This window comes from Gemmatimonadaceae bacterium (genome assembly GCA_020852815.1).
GTDB lineage: Bacteria > Gemmatimonadota > Gemmatimonadetes > Gemmatimonadales > Gemmatimonadaceae > SCN-70-22.
This window is the reverse complement of record JADZAN010000030.1, coordinates 37931-55483: the sequence shown is the minus strand read 5'-3', so window position 1 is coordinate 55483 and position 17553 is coordinate 37931. Positions and strand designations below refer to the sequence as shown.

General features: G+C 67.3%; 14 protein-coding genes. 11 read left to right on the top strand and 3 right to left on the bottom strand.

Annotated features, from left to right (window positions below; translation table 11 throughout):
- Window positions 1-94 precede the first annotated feature (94 nt).
- The gene (locus IT359_16420; protein ID MCC6930574.1) at window positions 95-967 is read right to left on the bottom strand and encodes a hypothetical protein; all 873 of its coding nucleotides are present in this window, start codon (window positions 965-967) and stop codon (window positions 95-97) included.
- A 488-nt stretch (window positions 968-1455) separates the two neighbouring features.
- Here IT359_16420 and IT359_16415 point away from each other — a divergent pair, with 488 nt between their 5' ends.
- Window positions 1456-2907, top strand: a complete 1452-nt coding sequence (locus IT359_16415) for a hypothetical protein (protein MCC6930573.1) — start codon at window positions 1456-1458, stop codon at window positions 2905-2907.
- A 428-nt stretch (window positions 2908-3335) separates the two neighbouring features.
- Here IT359_16415 and IT359_16410 read toward each other — a convergent pair whose 3' ends face one another.
- Entirely contained in the window at window positions 3336-4478 is a 1143-nt protein-coding gene (locus IT359_16410; protein ID MCC6930572.1) for a serine/threonine-protein phosphatase, read from the bottom strand.
- Window positions 4479-4732: 254 nt separating this feature from the next.
- On the opposite strand from IT359_16410, the gene IT359_16405 reads away from it, so the two are divergent.
- The 7 genes from IT359_16405 to IT359_16375 all read left to right on the top strand — a co-directional run bounded on the left by IT359_16405 (window position 4733) and on the right by IT359_16375 (window position 11775).
- The gene (locus IT359_16405; GenBank protein ID MCC6930571.1) at window positions 4733-6622 is read left to right on the top strand and encodes an N-acetylmuramoyl-L-alanine amidase; all 1890 of its coding nucleotides are present in this window, start codon (window positions 4733-4735) and stop codon (window positions 6620-6622) included.
- Window positions 6623-7202: 580 nt separating this feature from the next.
- Window positions 7203-9710, top strand: a complete 2508-nt coding sequence (locus IT359_16400; protein ID MCC6930570.1) for a vitamin B12-dependent ribonucleotide reductase — start codon at window positions 7203-7205, stop codon at window positions 9708-9710.
- 281 nt (window positions 9711-9991) lie between these two features.
- Window positions 9992-10255 carry a type II toxin-antitoxin system RelB/DinJ family antitoxin gene (locus IT359_16395; protein MCC6930569.1) on the top strand — a complete coding sequence of 88 codons (264 nt, stop codon included), beginning with the start codon at window positions 9992-9994 and terminating at the stop codon, window positions 10253-10255.
- A gap of 3 nt (window positions 10256-10258) precedes the next feature.
- Window positions 10259-10528: a type II toxin-antitoxin system YafQ family toxin gene (locus IT359_16390; GenBank protein MCC6930568.1), complete on the top strand. Its 270-nt coding sequence runs from the start codon at window positions 10259-10261 to the stop codon at window positions 10526-10528.
- A 312-nt stretch (window positions 10529-10840) separates the two neighbouring features.
- Window positions 10841-11044, top strand: coding sequence for a dodecin domain-containing protein (locus IT359_16385; GenBank protein ID MCC6930567.1), 204 nt, complete (start codon window positions 10841-10843; stop codon window positions 11042-11044).
- 9 nt (window positions 11045-11053) lie between these two features.
- Window positions 11054-11305, top strand: a complete 252-nt coding sequence (locus IT359_16380; GenBank protein ID MCC6930566.1) for a LysM peptidoglycan-binding domain-containing protein — start codon at window positions 11054-11056, stop codon at window positions 11303-11305.
- A gap of 8 nt (window positions 11306-11313) precedes the next feature.
- Window positions 11314-11775 (top strand): hypothetical protein, encoded by a 462-nt coding sequence (locus IT359_16375; GenBank protein ID MCC6930565.1) that lies wholly within the window; start codon window positions 11314-11316, stop codon window positions 11773-11775.
- 678 nt (window positions 11776-12453) lie between these two features.
- Here the strand turns inward: IT359_16375 and IT359_16370 are convergent.
- Window positions 12454-13002 (bottom strand): hypothetical protein, encoded by a 549-nt coding sequence (locus tag IT359_16370; GenBank protein MCC6930564.1) that lies wholly within the window; start codon window positions 13000-13002, stop codon window positions 12454-12456.
- A 498-nt stretch (window positions 13003-13500) separates the two neighbouring features.
- Between IT359_16370 and IT359_16365 the strand changes: the two genes are divergently transcribed.
- The 3 genes from IT359_16365 (at window position 13501) to IT359_16355 (ending at window position 17550) form a co-directional block, all read left to right on the top strand.
- The gene (locus tag IT359_16365; protein ID MCC6930563.1) at window positions 13501-13848 is read left to right on the top strand and encodes a hypothetical protein; all 348 of its coding nucleotides are present in this window, start codon (window positions 13501-13503) and stop codon (window positions 13846-13848) included.
- A gap of 119 nt (window positions 13849-13967) precedes the next feature.
- Window positions 13968-14366: a hypothetical protein gene (locus IT359_16360; GenBank protein ID MCC6930562.1), complete on the top strand. Its 399-nt coding sequence runs from the start codon at window positions 13968-13970 to the stop codon at window positions 14364-14366.
- 268 nt (window positions 14367-14634) lie between these two features.
- Window positions 14635-17550 carry a DEAD/DEAH box helicase family protein gene (locus IT359_16355; protein MCC6930561.1) on the top strand — a complete coding sequence of 972 codons (2916 nt, stop codon included), beginning with the start codon at window positions 14635-14637 and terminating at the stop codon, window positions 17548-17550.
- Window positions 17551-17553 lie beyond the last annotated feature (3 nt).

Here is a 17553-nt window from a genome sequence, read left to right as displayed (position 1 = left end):
GAGCTCAGCGCCCATCGCCCGCTCCATCGCCGCCCCCTTCGTGCCTTCGTGTCTTCGTGTGACAAGCAGTTGCCTTTGCCTTTCCCAGGCTCCCCTACCGGAAGTCATACCTTACCCCCCTCACCTTCCCCCGCCAGTACACGTGCTCCCCCTCCGGCAGCACCCACTTCACCGCCGCCGACACGGGAATCTTCATCCCGCCCACCGAGAGCAGCTCGTGCGAGAACTCGCCCACCCACGGCGTCAGCACCGGCGTCCCGTTCACGTCTCGCTCCCGCAGCGCCGTGATGCGCGCGATTTCGCCCGTGGGCGCGAAGTGGACGTCCATCGAGACCTCGACTTTCGCGTCGGCGACCGTTGCCTGGGCCGTCGAATCATCGATCGCCGTCCACTGCACCCCCTCTGACGGGAGGAGCGCCGTCGGCAGCCATGCCGATTCGGCGAGATATCGCAGCAACGCCGCGCGCGCCAACGCTGGCGTCCCCGCCTGATCGACCATCGTCACCGTCCCGCCAATCGCCCCCAGGGTGCTCCCGCGCCCATCGCGATAGGCATCGCGCACGCGCACCGGGACGAGGGGGAACATGCGGATCGCCGCGTCCCACACGAAGGCGCGCGGCGCCGTGGAGTAGAGCTGTCGCGACGTGAACGGCTTCCAGTCGTTTGGCTCCAGGGCGAAGTCTCCGGCATGATCGATGTAGGCCAGGCGCACCATGCGCATGCCGGGGATCAGCACCAGTCGGAAGTAGCGCGCCACCGGCGCCGGGAGTCCGTCGAGCGACTGCGGCGCGAACGACCTGGCCCGCCCGCTCCGCGTTGCAGAATCGCCCCGCGCCGCCGAATCCGCGCGCGAGGCCACTTGCGCGAACGCCGCATCTGAGGCGCGCCGCCAAGTGCGCTCCCCGAACCAGACCGCGATCACCGAGGCCACGAGAATGGCCCCCACCACGATCGCGGTGCTCGTCATCCGCCGACTCATGAAAACCCTCTGCACAGATAAAGCCCACGATGCGCCGACGGCGACCCGTCAATCATCAGGAGCTTGCCTGACGTTTCCCCGCAGTTGCCCTCCGAGCGCTGCGGGATTGTGCGGACGGACAATCAGGGCGCGCAGGCGGCGGGCGCTGTCACCGGGCGCTGTCGCCGGGCGGGCGCGTTGGCGTGGGGAAGAGCGGTGTCACGCGAAGACGCGAAGACGCGAAGACGCGAGGACGCGAAGACGCGAATGCGGCGGCGCGCGATGCTCTCTCGCGCGCGCGCCCCCTTTCGCTCCTTCGCGTGACACCCGCAGTTGCCCATGATCTCCCGGGCCACCACCCCAGCCCTTCCCCCCGACCCCCCTCGCGCCTTCGCGTGAGACCGCAGTTACCCTCCCTCACCCAAGCACCCAAGCAAAGCCTCCCCCCGCCCCCCCCATCCCCCTACCATTCACCCACCCGCCCTCACCCACGAGCCATGAGCGACCTCGCCCAGCTTCTCCTCCCCTCCATCCGCTGGGACCCCGACCGCGGCTTCGAGCACGCCGCGCCGGAGATCGAGCGCGCCCTCGCCCTGGGTGTCGGCGGCTTCATCGTCTTTGGCGGAACGCAGGGCGCCGTCGCCGCGCTCACCGCACAGCTCCGCGCCGCCTCGCGGCATCCGCTCCTCATCGCCGCCGATCTCGAGCGGGGGGCGGGGCAGCAGTTCGCCGGCTGCACCGCGCTCCCCCCGCTCGCCGCGCTCGCCTCGTTAGGCGATCCGCTCGCCCTCCGCGTCGCCGGCCGCCTCACCGCGCGCGAGGCGCTGGCCATCGGCGTCAACTGGACCTATGCCCCCGTCGCCGACCTCGACCTGGAGCCAAACAACCCCATCGTCGGGACGCGCTCGTTAGGAAGCAGCACCGAGTTAGTCAGCGCGGGCGTCATCGAGCTCATCGACGCCATCCAGGGGGAGGGGATGCTGGCCTGCGCCAAACACTTCCCCGGACACGGGCGCACCACCACCGACTCGCACGCCGTCCTCCCCGTCGTCACCGCCACGCGCGAGGAGCTGCAGCTCGACCTCGCCCCCTTCCTCGCCGCCATCGACGCCGGCGTGGCGTCCATCATGACGGCGCACGTCGCCTACCCCGCCCTCGACCCCAGTGGCGCCCCGGCCACCTGCTCCCCGGCCATCGTCCACGCCCTCCTCCGCGACGAGCTGGGCTTCGACGGCCTCGTCGTCACCGACGCGATGATCATGGCCGGCGTGCAGGGCGAGGGCGGGGAAGGGCACGCCGCGCTTCGCGCGCTCGTCGCCGGGTGCGACCTTCTGCTCTATCCGCACGACCCCGCTGCGACCCTCCTCGCGATCGAGAACGCCGCCGGCCGCTCCGTCAGCCGCAAGCAGCTCGACGCCTCGCTCGCCCGCCGCGACCACTGGGCCCGCTGGGCCTTCACCCCGGAGTCCGTCCGCCCAGTCAGCGACGCCGACCTCACCGAGGGGCGCCACTTCGCCGACCGCGCCCTCCAGATCCTCCACGCCCCCATCCCCCCACTCGGCCCCCGCATCGGCCTCGCCATCATCGACGACGACCTGGGCGGCCCCTACCCGCCCCCCAGCCGCCAGCCCCTCATCGACACGTTAGGCACCCTCGGCGTCGACGTCGAACTCGAGCCTATCCCCGGCGGCAGCGCCAAGCCCCTCGTCATCGCCCTCTTTGGCGACATCCGCGCCTGGAAAGGACGCCCCGGCTACTCGCCGGCGTCGCTCGACCGCCTCCGCCAGCTGCACGCCACCGCCAGGGCCAACCGGCGAGACGTCTACATCGCCCAGTTCAGCCACCCCCGCCTCGCCGCCCAACTCCCCCCCGACATCCCCACCCTCTGCGCCTGGGGCGGCGAACGCCCCATGCAGGAAGCCGCCGCCCGCCGCCTCGCCGCGCGTTAACAGGTCGCTATCCCTGCAGAGTCCGCGTGCGCCAAGTGTCGTGCGCGGGTGCTTTTTCAACACAGAGGACACACGGAGTCACGGAGTCACACGGGGAAAAACGTGGGGCAACACCCCCCTCTCCCCCACAAACAGTCCGCGCCTCCCCATCGCTTCGGAAGGGGAAAGCGCGCAGCGCCTTTCCCTCTCCAGAGCCGTCCCCAAGTCCGCGCCCCCCGCACACCCTCCTCGCGAGCGTATAAGCGAGAGGCGTTGGAGAGGGAGTCGTGGTGAGCCCCCCGCACACCCCCCTCGCGAGCGTATAAGCGAGAGGCGTTGGAGAGGGAGTCGTGGTTCGCCCCCCGCACACCCCCTCTCGCGAACGTCTAAGCGAGAGGCGTTGGAGAGGGAGTCGTGGTTCGCCCCCCACACACCCCTCTCGCGAGCGGTCACCCCAGCGCGAGCAACTGCACGAGACGCCAGACGAGATACCCGCCAAGCACCACCGCCGCCGCCGCGAGCACACCGCGATACACCAGCGACTTCTCCTGCCGCGCCAGCCGCACCGCCGGCGGCAACTCCAGGGGCGTCTTCTGGAACACCGCCTCCATCTGCGCCGTCTTCGCCTGCAGCAGCTCCTCCACCGACTCCCCCGGCCCCACCTCCCGCCCCGGAATCGCAAAGATCCGGTGCCCCACCTGGTCGTCGTCGTTAGGTTGCCCGAGCCCAGTGCCGTCGAAGCGCGCCGATACCACCGTGATGTTGTCCGGACCGCCGAGCGCGTTCGCCGTGGCCACCAGCCGCCGGCACGCCATCTGTAGGTCGGGCTCCTCCGCGAAGGCGCGTCCGATCTCGTCGGCGCGCACGATCCCCGACAGCCCGTCCGAGCACAACACCAGGATGTCGCCGCGACGCACGCGCTGGTGCGTGAGGTCGATCCGGATGATCGCTTCCGGCCCCAGCGCCTGCAGGATGATGTTCCGCCGCTCGCTGATCTCCGCCTCTTCCTCCGTGATCTCCCCCGCCTCGATCAGCTTCTGCATCAACGACTGGTCCTTCGTGATCTGCCGCGCCACGCCGTCGCGCACGAGATAGGCGCGCGAATCGCCCACCTGCGCCAGATACAGCGCATCGCCCAGCAGCCCGGCAATCGTCGCCGTCGTCCCCATCCCGCGCAGCTCCGGATGCTCCGCGGCATGCCGGAAGATCGACGTGTTGGCGATGTCGGTCGCCGTCTCCAGCGCCAGGACAAACGACGGCGCATCGGCGCTGCGCCGCGGCGCCCACTGCTCCCTCATGTAGCGAAGGACCACGTCGATCGCCGTCTCGCTCGCCAGCTCCCCCGCGGCCGCCCCTCCCATCCCGTCGGCCACCATGAAGAGGTGCCCCACCGCGCCCGCCGGCTGCCGAATTACGCGGTCGAACTGGATCGGCGCACCGTTCGACAGGTCGGCTACCACGAACGCGTCCTCGTTATGGTCGCGCGTGCGCCCCACGTCCGACACCGCGAACGCCTCCACCATCACCGGCGCATCCGTCCCCTTGGGGGGAGTCGGCATGCGAGCCGCGCGCGTCTCGATCGGCGTCTTCATCTCCGGAATGTCATGGCCGTGTCGTCATCGCCGAGGTGTCACGACCGAAAAGGGCGGGGCGAGATGGGCGTCACTCGAAGCGGCGTGGTCGAAAGCGATTGAGGGCAGTGTCGCGCGCACCCACGCGCCCGCACGCGTCCACGCGCGTACGAGCCAGGGTGCAAGGACGTCGCGCGAAGATGCCACAGCGCTCCGTACGGGGCAACCACAGCCGTGGATTCGCCCCCCTCACGCGTCGGGGGTATGATTCGCCCATGCGCCACTCCATCCCCTCGGCGATACATCGCGCGAAGCCCGCCCGCCTCGCCTCGCTCCTCGCCAGCGTCACGCTCGCAGCCTGCGCGATGCAACCGCCCCCTGCAACGGCGCCGCTCCCCGTCGCCGCGACCGCCGCGCTCTCTGCCCCGACCTTTCCCCCCATCCCCACCGTCAACGGCAAGCTCGACCTCCGCGTCGTCTACCCTCCCGACGGCGCCACGATCGCTGCCCGCGACTCGACCTTCCTCTTTGGCTCCACCGGGAGCGGCGACGCGCGCCTGACCATCAACGGTCACCAGGTCCCCGTCCTCCCCAATGGCGCCTGGCTCGCCTGGCTCCCGCTCCCCCCGCGCGAGCAGCCGCAATGGAACCTGGTGGCGGCCCGCGGCGGCGACACCGTGAAAGTCACCCGCCGCCTGGCCTTCCCCACCCCCAGAAAGCCAATCCCCGCGACCGGCCCTCTCACCGTCGACACCTCCTCGCTCCGCCCCACCGCACGCGAAGCCCGCCTCTCCACGGACCTCGTCCGAGTCTCCCTGCGTACCTCCGCGTTTTCCGCGGTCAAATGGCTTGCCCCTGACGGCACCCAGCGCCCCCTGCGACAGCCACCCAACGGCACCGACTCCACGCTCTGGTCCACCGACATCGAAGCGCGCCTTCTCGCACAACCGGGGCGCATCGAAGTCACCGGCGGCGCCGACACCATCCGTTTAGTCACCCCCCGCGTCACTCTCCTCGACTCGGCCGGCCCCCGTTACGCCATACTCGGCGAGCGTTCCAAGCCGCCAGCCGCAACCGAGCCCGACTCCGACCGCGTCGTCATCGGCAAGCCGACCCCCAGCGGCGGCACCTACAAGTGGTTCTTCCTCCCCGGCACCGTCGCCGAAGTCACCGGCCGCTCGGGAGAACAGGTCCGCCTCCGCCTCGACCGCGACCTCTCGGTGTGGGTCGACGCCGCCGAGGTGCGCGAACTCCCGCTGGGCACCGCCGCGCCGGTTCGCGTGGCCGGCAACGCCCGTGTAGTCTCGCGTTCGCCGGAGGTGAGCGACCTGGTCATCCCCATGGCCGAGCGGCCGCCCTATATCGTGCACGAGGGAACGGAATCGCTCACGCTGGAGCTGTTCGGCACCACCGCCAACACCGACATCATCAACCTCGCTTCTGCCGACTCGCTCGTGCGCCGAGTGACGTGGGAAGCGGTGGGGGAGGGGAGGGCGCGCTTCGTGATCACGCTCCGCGAGCCCCCGTACGGCTACCTCGTGCGATGGGAACGCGGCGCCCTCGTGCTGCGCCTGCGGCGCGCCCCACGCATCGCCAACCCTAACCGCCCGCTGCAGGGCCTCACCATCGCCGTCGACGCCGGTCATCCGCCCGCGGGGAGCACCGGCCCCACTGGCCTGTACGAGGCCGTCGCCACCCTCGAGATCGCCCAGCGCCTCAAGCCCCTCCTCGAATCGCGCGGCGCCACGGTCCTCATGACGCGCACCACCTCCACCGCACTCGGCCTTTCCGACCGCCCCGAACTCGCCCGTCGCGCCAACGCCCACGCCTTCGTTTCCATCCACCTCAACGCCCTCCCCGACGGCGTGAACCCCTTCACCGCCCACGGCACCGGCACCTACTACTTCAACCCCCGCGCCGAGCCCCTCGCCCGCGAGGTGCAACGCGCCATGGTCCGCCACATGGGGCTCCGCGACCTCGGCATCAACTACGACAACCTCGCCGTACTGAGGCCCACCTGGATGCCCGCCATCCTGTGTGAGGGCGCCTTCGTCATGTTCCCGGAACAGGAGGCGCTCCTGCGCACGCCCGAGTTCCAGCACGCCTATGCGCTGGGTGTGGCGGAGGGGGTGGAGCACTTCTTCGCGGGGCTGCGCAAGCCGTAGACGGGCATTCGCGTCCACGCTGGAGAGAGCACACGAAGACACGAATCTACGAGGGAAGAACGGCACAAGGCGCGCGCCGCACCCAGCCCCCGCACGCCACCCTTAGCAGTTAGGCAGCCAAAGCCATCCCCGCGCGCCCCAGGCACGCGTTTCCAAGCAACCCCGTAGCGTCTTCCCCCCGAACGTCAAGGGTTACCTCCCCCCAAATCGCCTCCCCACATCTGTTTGCCAAACGATATCCCACATCCAGACGCCTCCTAACTTCCTGTTCGGCAATGGCTTGTAACGCAGCCGTCACAACGCGTCGAGTGCTCGTCCAGATTCCAGTCCGTTTTTCAACGGCCCGGGCCGCTTGAAAGTGGACAATCGGCACGGGTGACTGATTCGTGATGTTGATAAGCTAACTTGTTGGTGTACGAGCACTTCCAAGGGCACTGGCGCGCTCTCACGAGCAGAACTAAACTGCCCGCCCGCCCTGAACTGACCCCTGGTTACGCTCGCCCGGCTTCGCTCAGCGCTTCGCCTGCGTCTCGTCTGCGTTTCGTCTGCGTTCATACATCTGTGGAGGCTCCACCCCATCATGCCACTCCCCTCCAAGCCGCCCGCCGGTCCCGTCAAGCTCACCAAGAACGCCATCACCGTTCTCGAGAAGCGCTACCTCATCAAGGACGCGACCGGTAAGCCGACCGAGACCGCCGAAGCGCTCTTCTGGCGCGTCGCCACGGTCGTCGCCGAGGCGGATCGCCGATATGGCGCCAGCGAGGGGGCCGTGAACGAGGTCGCCGATGCCTTCTACCGTCTCATGACGGAGTCGCGCTTCGAGCCTAACTCCCCAACGCTGATGAACGCGGGCCGCCCGTTAGGCCAGCTCTCGGCGTGCTTCGTCCTCCCCGTCGAAGACGCGCTCTCCAACGGCAACAACGGCATCTACGACACGCTCCGCTCCATGGCCTTGATCCACCAGAGCGGTGGCGGCACCGGCTTCTCCTTCTCGCGCCTGCGCGGCAAGGGGTCGATGGTTCGCTCCACGACCGGCGTCGCCTCGGGTCCCGTCTCCTTCATGAAGCTCTACGACGCGTCCACCGACGCCGTGAAGCAGGGCGGGACGCGCCGTGGCGCCAACATGGGGATCCTTCGCGTCGACCACCCCGACATCATGGAGTTTGTCACCTGCAAGGAAGACCTCACGCAGATCACCAACTTCAACATCTCCGTCGGCGTCACCACCAAGTTCATGGAGGCGCTCAAGGCCAACGCCTCCTATGACCTCATCGACCCGTCCAATGGCGAGGTCGCCGGGCAGCTCGACGCCCGCATGGTGTGGGACCGGATGATCGAGGGGGCGTGGCGCACCGGCGAGCCTGGCGTCTTCTTCATCGACGAAGCCAACCGCTACAACCCAGTCCCGCACCTCGGCCTGTACGAGGCCACCAACCCGTGCGGCGAGCAGCCGCTCCTCCCGTACGACGTCTGCAACCTGGGGTCGATCAACATCGGCTACTACGTGCACGACGGCGCCATGGACTGGGAGTCGTTCGGCAAGGACGTGCGCCTCTCGACGCACTTCCTCGACAACATCATCGACGTCAACAAGTACCCGCTGCCGGAAATCGACGCGCTCTCCAAGCGCATCCGCCGCATCGGCCTTGGCGTCATGGGCTTCGCCGACGCGCTCGTTAGGCTCGGCATCCCCTACGACACCCCCGAAGGCGTCGAGTTCGGCCGCACCGTCATGGAGTTCGTCGACGTCGAATCAAAGAAGGAAAGCGAGCGCCTGGCCGCCGAGCGTGGCGCCTTCCCCGAGTGGGCGCGCTCCATCTGGGGCCCCGATGCCACCTGCGCCCGCGACGCCCAGGGGAACCGCATCCGTCCCATGCAGCTCCTCCGCAACTGCAACGTCACCACCGTTGCCCCCACGGGGACCATCTCCATCATCGCCGGTTGCTCGTCGGGCCTCGAGCCGCTCTTTGCCGTTGCCTTCATGCGCAACCAGGCCGGCGTCATGATGCCCGACGTCAACGAGGACTTCGTGAAGGTCGCCAAGGGCGAGGGGTGGTATACGGAAGAACTGATGGAGCGCATCGCCAAGTCGGGGAGCGTCAAGCAGCCCGAAGTCCCGGCGCACTGGCAGCGCGTCTTTGTCACCGCCAACGAGATTGCGCCCGAGATGCACGTGCGCATGCAGGCCGCCTTCCAGTTGCACACCGACTCGGCCATCTCCAAGACCACCAACTTCTCGCACGCGGCCACCCAGGACGACGTCCGCGCCATCTATGAGTTGGCGTACGACATGCATTGCAAGGGTGTGACCGTGTACCGCGACGGTTCGCGCGATAACCAGGTGCTCAGCACCGGCGCGACTGATACCGCCAAGGCCGCGCGCGACGGGAAGGAGACGCCCGCCGAGAAGCGCCAGGTCGGCGAGCTGCAAGGGACCATCGCCGAGCTGCACGCCGACATCGATCGCCTCAAGAAGACGCTGTTCGAGGTCGAGAGCGAGAACCTGCAGCGCCGCATGAAGCGCTCGCGCCCCGACCGCCTCAAGTCGACGTCCATCCGCAAGGAAACGCCGCTGGGGACCATGTACGTCCACATCACCGAGGACGAGAAGGGTCAGCCGTTCGAGGTCTTCATCACGTTAGGCAAGGCCGGCGGCAGCGCCATGGCCGACGCCGAGGCCATGGGTCGGCTCATCTCTCTCGCCCTCCGCTCCGGTGTGCCGCTCATGGAAGTACACCGCCAGCTGCGCGGCATCTCGTCCGATCGCGCCGTTGGCCTGGGTCCGAACAAGATCCTCTCCGTCCCCGACGCCATCGGCATCGCGTTGCACGAGTGGTTCCAGGCGCAGCAGGGAGTGCAGCAGGAGCTCATCAAGCAGACGCCAGTTGGGGGGGCGCCGGCCATCGAGCAGATTGTCGTGAAGGCGCCGGCTCCGGTGGCTGTGTCAGGGGAGCAGCTGCAATTCTCATCGATCAACGATGAGATTGCGCAGAGCTTCATTGGGACGTGTCCGGATTGCGGGTCGCAGCTCGAGTTTGCGGAGGGGTGTGTGAAGTGTCATGTGTGTGGGTTTTCGGAGTGTGGGTGAGGGGGAGGGTGATGGGTGTCGTGAAGGTGAAGTGAGTTGACAGCGAAAGCCTGTTGACGTCCTCAGCAGAAGCAGCACCGCCGGCCTTCTTAAGGCCGGCGGTCTTGTCTTGGGAGCCATCGAGCTGCCGATTCGCGATGAGATACGCCGCCGCTCCAGACAACGCCCTTGCCGGCGCGCGGGGTATGTCGCGCCTTGCTGTCCCCCCCGCTCTTGCGTGTGGCCCATTTGGGCTACATATTGTTGTATCCGCGTGGTCATCCCCATCTCAGGAGTTCCGCATGGCCAAGACGGCGACTGTACGTGCTCGAGTCGAGCCGGCGCTCAAGCAAGAGGCGGAGGACGTTCTGGAACAGCTCGGGATGTCCCCGACGACCGCGATCAGCATGTTCTATGAGCAGATCACGTTGCGGCACGCGTTGCCCTTTGACGTGGCACTGCCGAACCTGACGACCCAGGCGGCGATGGCGGACGCTGAGGCGGGCCGCGTCACTCGTGCCATGGATGCGAAGTCGCTGATTGCGCAGCTCGACGTCGACGATTAGCCCGTGTACACGCCGAGCTATACCGGCCAATTCAAGCAAGACCGCAAGCGGGCGCGGAAGCGCGGGTGGGATATCGAGCATCTGGATCGCGTAATGGGAATCCTGATTGACGGAAAGCCTCTCGATGCCAGCTATCGGCCCCACACGCTGAGTGGACAGTACAAGACACACTGGGAGTGCCACATCGAGCCCGACTTCTTGCTCATTTGGCACTACGCACCGAACAACGAGATCGTGTTCGTGCGAACGGGGACGCACGCAGACTTGTTCTAGTCAACTGAACCGCGCCGCGGTTCGTGGAGGCAATGCTCTGCAGAAGGTTGCCCCCTTGGTCGCGTAAGGACACCTGCGGTACAGTCCGCACGTGCACGCCCAGAACACGTCGCGCGCTTCGCGCTCGCGAAGGCGTTGCAGGGCGCCGAGCTTAACCGACGCGCCGGGTCCAAGCCCCTCAGCAACTCCGCGCCCCCTCCTTCACCGCCCTCACCCCCCCGCCTTGCGCCCACCCCCAATCCCCCCCTACTTGCAGTAACCCCTCCCGCGCGCCTCCCCGGCGCGCGACCCACCACTTCCACGGAGCCCGCTATGTCTGTTGCAAAAGTCACCGAGATCATTGCCTCGTCGCCCAAGTCGTTCGACGATGCCATTGCGTCCGGCATCAAGCGGGCCAACAAGACGCTCCGGAACGTCAAAGGCGCGTGGGTCGCGGGGCAGAAGGTCGAGGTGGAGAAGGGCAAGATCACCGAGTATCGCGTCACGCTCCGTGTCACATTCGTCCTCGCCGACTGAGGTGACGGAATGACCAATCCTAACGAACCGCTGCCGGACTTCTCCGACGTCACGTCCGGCAGCTCCTCCGAGGCCATGAGCCAGGAGGAAGCCGCAGTCCCTACGTACACGGTCGTCAAGGGCGACACGCTCTCGGGAATCGCCAAGCATCACTACGGCGACGCGTCGAAGTGGAAGGAGATCTTCGAGGCCAATCGTGATGTCATCAAGAACCCCGACCGCATCCAGATCGGATGGGTCCTGAAGCTCCCACCACTGTGAGGCCCGCCATGCGTTCGCACACAGCCTTGGCGCTTTCCCTGTTTGTGGTCGTGGCCGGGACGGCGTGCAAGAAGAAGGAGCCGGCCCTCCCCATCGACACGACGCCGGTCGCCGCCCCCGCGCCGCCGCCAGCCACGGTCAGCACCATCGAGCTCGGCAAGAAGCTCGGCCCTAACAAGCGAGTGACGGACACGACCAGCGTCTTCGGACGCCGCGACACGTTCTATCTCGCCGTCGTCACGGAGAACACCGCGCCGAGCGCGACGCTGGTGGCCAAGTGGTCGTTCCAGACCGGCCAGACGGTGGACTCCACGTCGCAAGCCGTCGCCGCCCCCGACTCGGCCAACACGGTCTCGGTCACCGAGTTCCACGTGGCCAAGCCGAGTGGCTGGCCGGTGGGGAAGTACAAGGTGGAGGTCTGGCTCGATGGGGTGTCGAAGGGGAGCCGCGATTTTGAGGTGAAGCGGTAGCAGCGGGGAACGCTGCGAGTCGTTTGTGGCTGAGGAGACGTTCCGAGCGCGGGGCCCCCGGTGAGAGCTGGGGGCCCTGCTGTGTCTGGGGGGCAGCGAGGAACGGAACGCACCCCCCGCCCGCCCCCACGCCCACCTTCCCCCATGCCCACCTTCCCAGCGAAAGCTGGGACCCATTTGTACTGGCGTGCGGCACGAGCGGTGGCGATCGGGCGAGGAGCCACGATGTCACACGAAGGCACGCAGGCACGAAGGCACGAAGCACGGGTTTCGGGCTCGGCGACCGTGTTGCAGCGGCTTACTGGTTGTTGTCGACCTCGATGGATCTCGCGCACTCCGCCCGCCCCCACGCCCACCTTCCCAGCGAAAGCTGGGACCCATTTGTCCTGGCGTGCGGCACGAGCGGTGGCGATCGGGCGAGGAGCCACGATGTCACACGAAGGCACAAAGGCACGAAGCACGGGTTTCGGGCTCGGCGACCGTGTTGCAGCGGCTTACTGGTTGTTGTCGACCTCGATGGATGTCGCGCACTCCGCCCGCCCCCACGCCCACCTTCCCAGCGAAAGCTGGGACCCATTTGTCCTGGCGTGCGGCACGAGCGGTGGCGAGCGGGCGAGGAACTACGATGTCTCACGAAGGCTCATCGACCGAAGCGCGGGACCAGCGTGCGGGGGCCGGTCATGGGCGAAGCGAAAGGGTGACGGGGATCCACGTTGTTCCATTGACCGTATGAGCACGCACCTCCACGGAGAACATCGCCGACAAGCGAATCCCCGCACCAACGGTATGTCCCGCGGAGTACCCTGAAGTGGACTCGGCCTGTGTGTCGTAGTCGTAGAGCTCCGCCCTGGCGTAAGAAACACCGCCGAAGATCCAGATGGCGGGATCGGTCTTCTCTCCTGCCAGACCCAGTATTCCTCCCAGCGACAGCGCACTGAGTTGGCCGGTCGCGGTTCCTTCCTTCGCCGACATGGTGCTCCATGAGCCATCCAGTCGGAAGCCGATGGGGAGGTTGGAAGGGTAGAGATCGACGTTGCCGACGACGGCGAATCCCTGGCGGTAGCCCGAGGACGGGGGTGATGAGACTCCTGCCCCGAACGCTGCGGTGTACACGGCGGTTGGTGACGACGAGTCGGCCGTAGCGCGGGCGTACGCGGATCCGCGTGCCGAGATCGCGCCGTACCTGGGGAGCTGCGCGCCCGCCACGGTGGGAAGCGCGAGCAGCATCGCGAAGAATGCTGTGTGAACGAGCCTGCGTCCGGAGCCGAGGCAACGGACAGCTGGATGACGGAGAGGGATCAGGGTCGGCATAATCGCGGGCCTCGTGGAGGGTTGGGGCCAGCAGAGTAAGTCGCGACTCGTCATTCGAACGTCAGTCGGCGGGAAGCGACCGCTGGGTGCCACCGCCAGCGCACTCCGGACCACTAACGACCGGTGGCACCCTTCCGCCAGGTGCAGGACGGCTGCGTCGGCCGCGCAAGACGTACGCGGAAGCGGCGAGTCGCCACCGTACGTCGGTAAGAAAAGCCGATTCGCGGACGCCCGGGTGCTGCTGTGTGACGCTTGTCTGACGGGGCGAGCGAACGTTCCAGAGACAATCGTCAGTGGCGGCGAATGCGACCTCCTCGCAGGAAGACGCCCCACTGCGTTCTCAAGGAGCCCACGGCTCGCCCCCGGGTCGCGCGCCGTCCCGCACGTCTTCAACCAACACCACGGAGCCCGCCAATGACACAGCCGTCGACAGTCCCAGTCACCATCGTGAAGCCCCAGGGAAGCATCGGCAGTGCCATCGCATGGATGTTTCTCCTATCGATGCTCCTGTTCTGGCTTCCGATACTCGGTCCCTTGCTCGCTGGGCTCGTCGGAGGAAAACGCGCGGGCTCGGTCGGAAGCGCCATCGTGGCGGTCTTCATTCCGGGCATCGTCTTCGGAGCTGCCTTGTTCATGCTCGCGACGTCGTTGTCTGGCCTTCCACTGATCGGGGCCGTCGCGGGTGCAGGAGGAATAGCCCTTTCGCTGGTACACATCACACCACTGCTGATTGGTGCGATCATCGGCGGTGTGCTGGCCTAGTGAGGCACTGCCGGGCTCGCGTGACGTCCGACTCGCGAGCCCGGCGACTTCGGGTCCTGCACCAGCGCCCATGCTGGTGCTCAAGCGTCGACGGCAAACTTTCTACAGCGAGTATTCGCATGGCGACGACCGCGTATCAGCAGCATCAGGCGGAGGTTTCAGGTAAGCGAGTTGCCGGCTCCATGGCCACCATCATGTTGCTGGGCCTCTGCCTCTCCAAGCTTCCAATCCTCGGCGGGGTCATCGCCGGCTATGTTGGGGGGCGCGTCGCCCAAACGCGCGCGGTAGGGCAAAGGGCGGTCGGTCTCACGATCGCGCTGACGACTCTGATGCTGCTACCATTCGCGTCCGATCTCGCCGGAGCTTCCTCGATCGAAGGAGGACTCTTGATTGCCGCCGCATTCATCGGGTGGCTCATCGGAAGCTCCATTCTATACGCCAGTGTCATGTGGGGCGTCCGAGGGCACCAGCGTCGTGTTGCGATGCAGTCGAGTTCACAGCTGCCCGCAAACGAATAGAATCGGTCTGAAGCGGAGCCTCGCCGCCAAGCGAGCTTTCTTGGAGGCCTCGCTATGAATTGCGCCAGATATCGGCAGAGAGCTGACGGCGGTCGCTGATCAACTGCCCCCGCGCAGACGAGCACGACCTTACCCTCCCCAACAGCCTCCCCCCTCTGCAGATTCCCGCCGGGTCACCTCGGGATGGGATCGGGCACTCGCGCTTCGCTCACCCCTCCGCGAGGCCGTCCCCGTCGCTCCACACACCGAGCCTCCACGCCAAGCAAGCGTGACCACCCCCGAAACCCGCGCACGCCTGAACATCGACGCCCAGCTGGCCGCCGCCGGTTGGGTGATGCAGGACATGTCCGCCCTCAACCTGCAGGCCGCCCGCGGAGTCGCCATCCGCGAGTATCCGCTCCGTTCGGGCCACGGCTTCGCCGACTACCTGCTCTATGTCGATGGTCAGGCCGTCGGTGTGGTGGAAGCAAAGCGCTCGGGGACGCCACTCACGGAGTTCGAGCTCCAGAGCGAGAAGTACGGCAACGGCGTCCCCAGCGGCGTCCCGGCCCCCATCCGCCCGCTCCCCTTCCTCTACCAGAGCACCGGCGTCGAGACCCGCTTCACGAACCGCCTCGACCCCGTCCCCAAGAGCCGCGAGGTCTTCACCTTCCACCGCCCGGAGACCATCGCCGAGTGGCTCTCGGCGGAGCCGCTCTGGCTCCCGGAGAAGGGTGGCAAGCCGCACCCGCTCTCGCTGCACCCATCGTCGCTGCGCGGTCGACTGACCGTGCTCCCTCCGGTCGACGAACGCGGGATGTGGCCGGCGCAGCTGACGGCAGTGCGCAACCTGGAGGTCTCACTCGCGAAGAACCGCCCGCGCGCCTTGGTGCAGATGGCCACGGGGAGCGGGAAGACCTACACCGCGGTCTCGTCGATCTACCGCCTCATCAAGTTCGGCGGGGCGAAGCGCGTCCTCTTTCTCGTCGATCGCGCTAACCTGGCCAAGCAAGCGCTCAAGGAGTTCCAGAGCTACCGCACGCCGGATGACGGTCGGTTGTTCACGGAGCTCTACAACGTCCAGCGCCTCACACACAACAAGATCGACCCGGTCGCCAAGGTCGTGATCGGGACGGTGCAGCGCCTCTACTCCATGCTGAAAGGGGAAGAGGATCTTTCGGAGGAAGGCGACGAAGCCGGTGCGGGCGAAGTCGCCGTAGCGTTAGGCGGACTGGACGCCCTGCGCAAGGAGCCGCTCCCCGTTGTTTACAATCCCGCCATCCCCATCGAGACCTTCGACGTCGTCTTCGTCGACGAGGCGCACCGCAGCATCTACACGCTCTGGCGGCAGGTCGTCGAGTACTGGGACGCCTTCCTCATCGGGCTCACCGCCACGCCGTCCAAGCTCACCTACGGCTTCTTCAACGGGAACGTGGTCGCCGAGTACGGGCACGAGGAGGCGGTGGCCGATGGGGTCAACGTCGACTTCGATGTCTATCGCATCCGCACGAAGATCACCGAGCAGGGATCGACGGTGGAGGCGGGGCAGTGGGTCGACAAGCGCGATCGCGAGACGCGCGCCAAGCGGTGGGAGAAGCTGGACGAGGAACTCTCCTACGATGGCGCGGCGCTCGACCGGGATGTCGTGGCACCCGACCAGATCCGCACCGTCGTCCGCGCCTTCCGCGATCGATTCCTCCCTGACGTATTCCCTGAGCGAACGCACGTCCCCAAGACGCTCGTCTTCGCCAAGGACGACTCGCACGCCGACGACCTGGTGCAGATCATCCGCGACGAGCTGGGGCTGGGGAACGATGCGGTGCAGAAGATCACCTATCGCACCTCGACCGCGCGCTTGGTCGAGGTGGTGCGCAACGACGATGGGACCGAGTTCGAGCGCGTGACGTGGAAGTCGAGTGGCGTGAAGCCGGAGGACCTGCTGCAGAGCTTCCGCAACTCGTTCAACCCGCGCATCGCCGTCACGGTCGACATGATTGCCACCGGGACCGACGTCAAGCCGCTCGAAGTCCTCTGGTTCATGCGCACGGTGAAGAGCCGCACCCTCTTCGAGCAGATGAAGGGGCGCGGGGTGCGCGTGATACGGTCCGACGACCTCAGGGCCGTCACCCCGGACGCCAGCAGCAAGACGCGCTTTGTCATGATCGACTGCGTGGGGGTGAGCGAGGAGGATCTCTCCGATTCCCGCCCGCTCGACCGCGAGCCGACCGTGTCGCTCGACAAGCTCCTGCAGGCCATCGCGATGGGGAACACCGATCCGGACGTCGCCTCGTCGGTGGCCAGTCGCCTGGCGCGACTCGATAGGCAGCTCGGCAGGTCGGAACGGGAGAGCGTGAAGGACGCCGCCGACGGCTGCTCGCTCGGCGACCTTGCGCACGCGATCGTGCACGCGCTCGATCCCGACTTCGCGCAGTCGCAGGCGCGCCGCAACGAGGGGCTGCGTGGCAAGGCGGAGCCGAGTGCGCAGGCCTTCGACGCGGCGCGCGCGCAGCTCATTCGCGACGCGGTCGCCCCGCTCGCCACCAATCCGCAGCTCCGCCAGCGCATCCTCGACCTCAAGCGCTCCAAGGAGCAGGTCATCGACATCGCCTCCAAGGACGAGCTGGTCGACGCCGGGATCTCGGCGGAGGCGAGAGCGCGCGCCAAGTCGCTCACCACGAGCTTCGAGCAGTTCATCGCGACGCACCGCGACGAGTTCGTGGCCTTGCAGCTGCTGTATGGACGCGCCAAGGGGCGTCGCCTCACGCGTGACGCTCTGCAGGAGCTGACCGAGACGCTGGCGCGGCAGAAGCCGCCGCTCGCGCTGGAGGAGGTATGGCGCGCCTACGAGCTGCTCGACCGCTCACGGGTGCGCGGCCGGCCGGCGCGCGTGCTCACCGACGTCGTCTCGCTCGTGCGATTCGCGACGCATCGCGATGACGCGCTCGCTCCGTTCCCGGAGGTGGCTCGCGCCCGCTTCGCGGCGTGGCTCGCGAAGATGGAGTCGGGCGGTCGTCGGTTCAGTACGGAACAGAAGGCGTGGTTGGCGGAGATCGTCGACCACCTGGCGGCCAACGTGGAGATCGACGTGGATGACTTCGAGTATGCGCCGTTCGCGCAGCGCGGTGGGCTGGGGGCGGCGCATCGGGTGTTTGGGGAGGAGTTGAAGGAAGTGATTGACGAGGTGACGGGGGTGGTGGCGGCGTGAGTG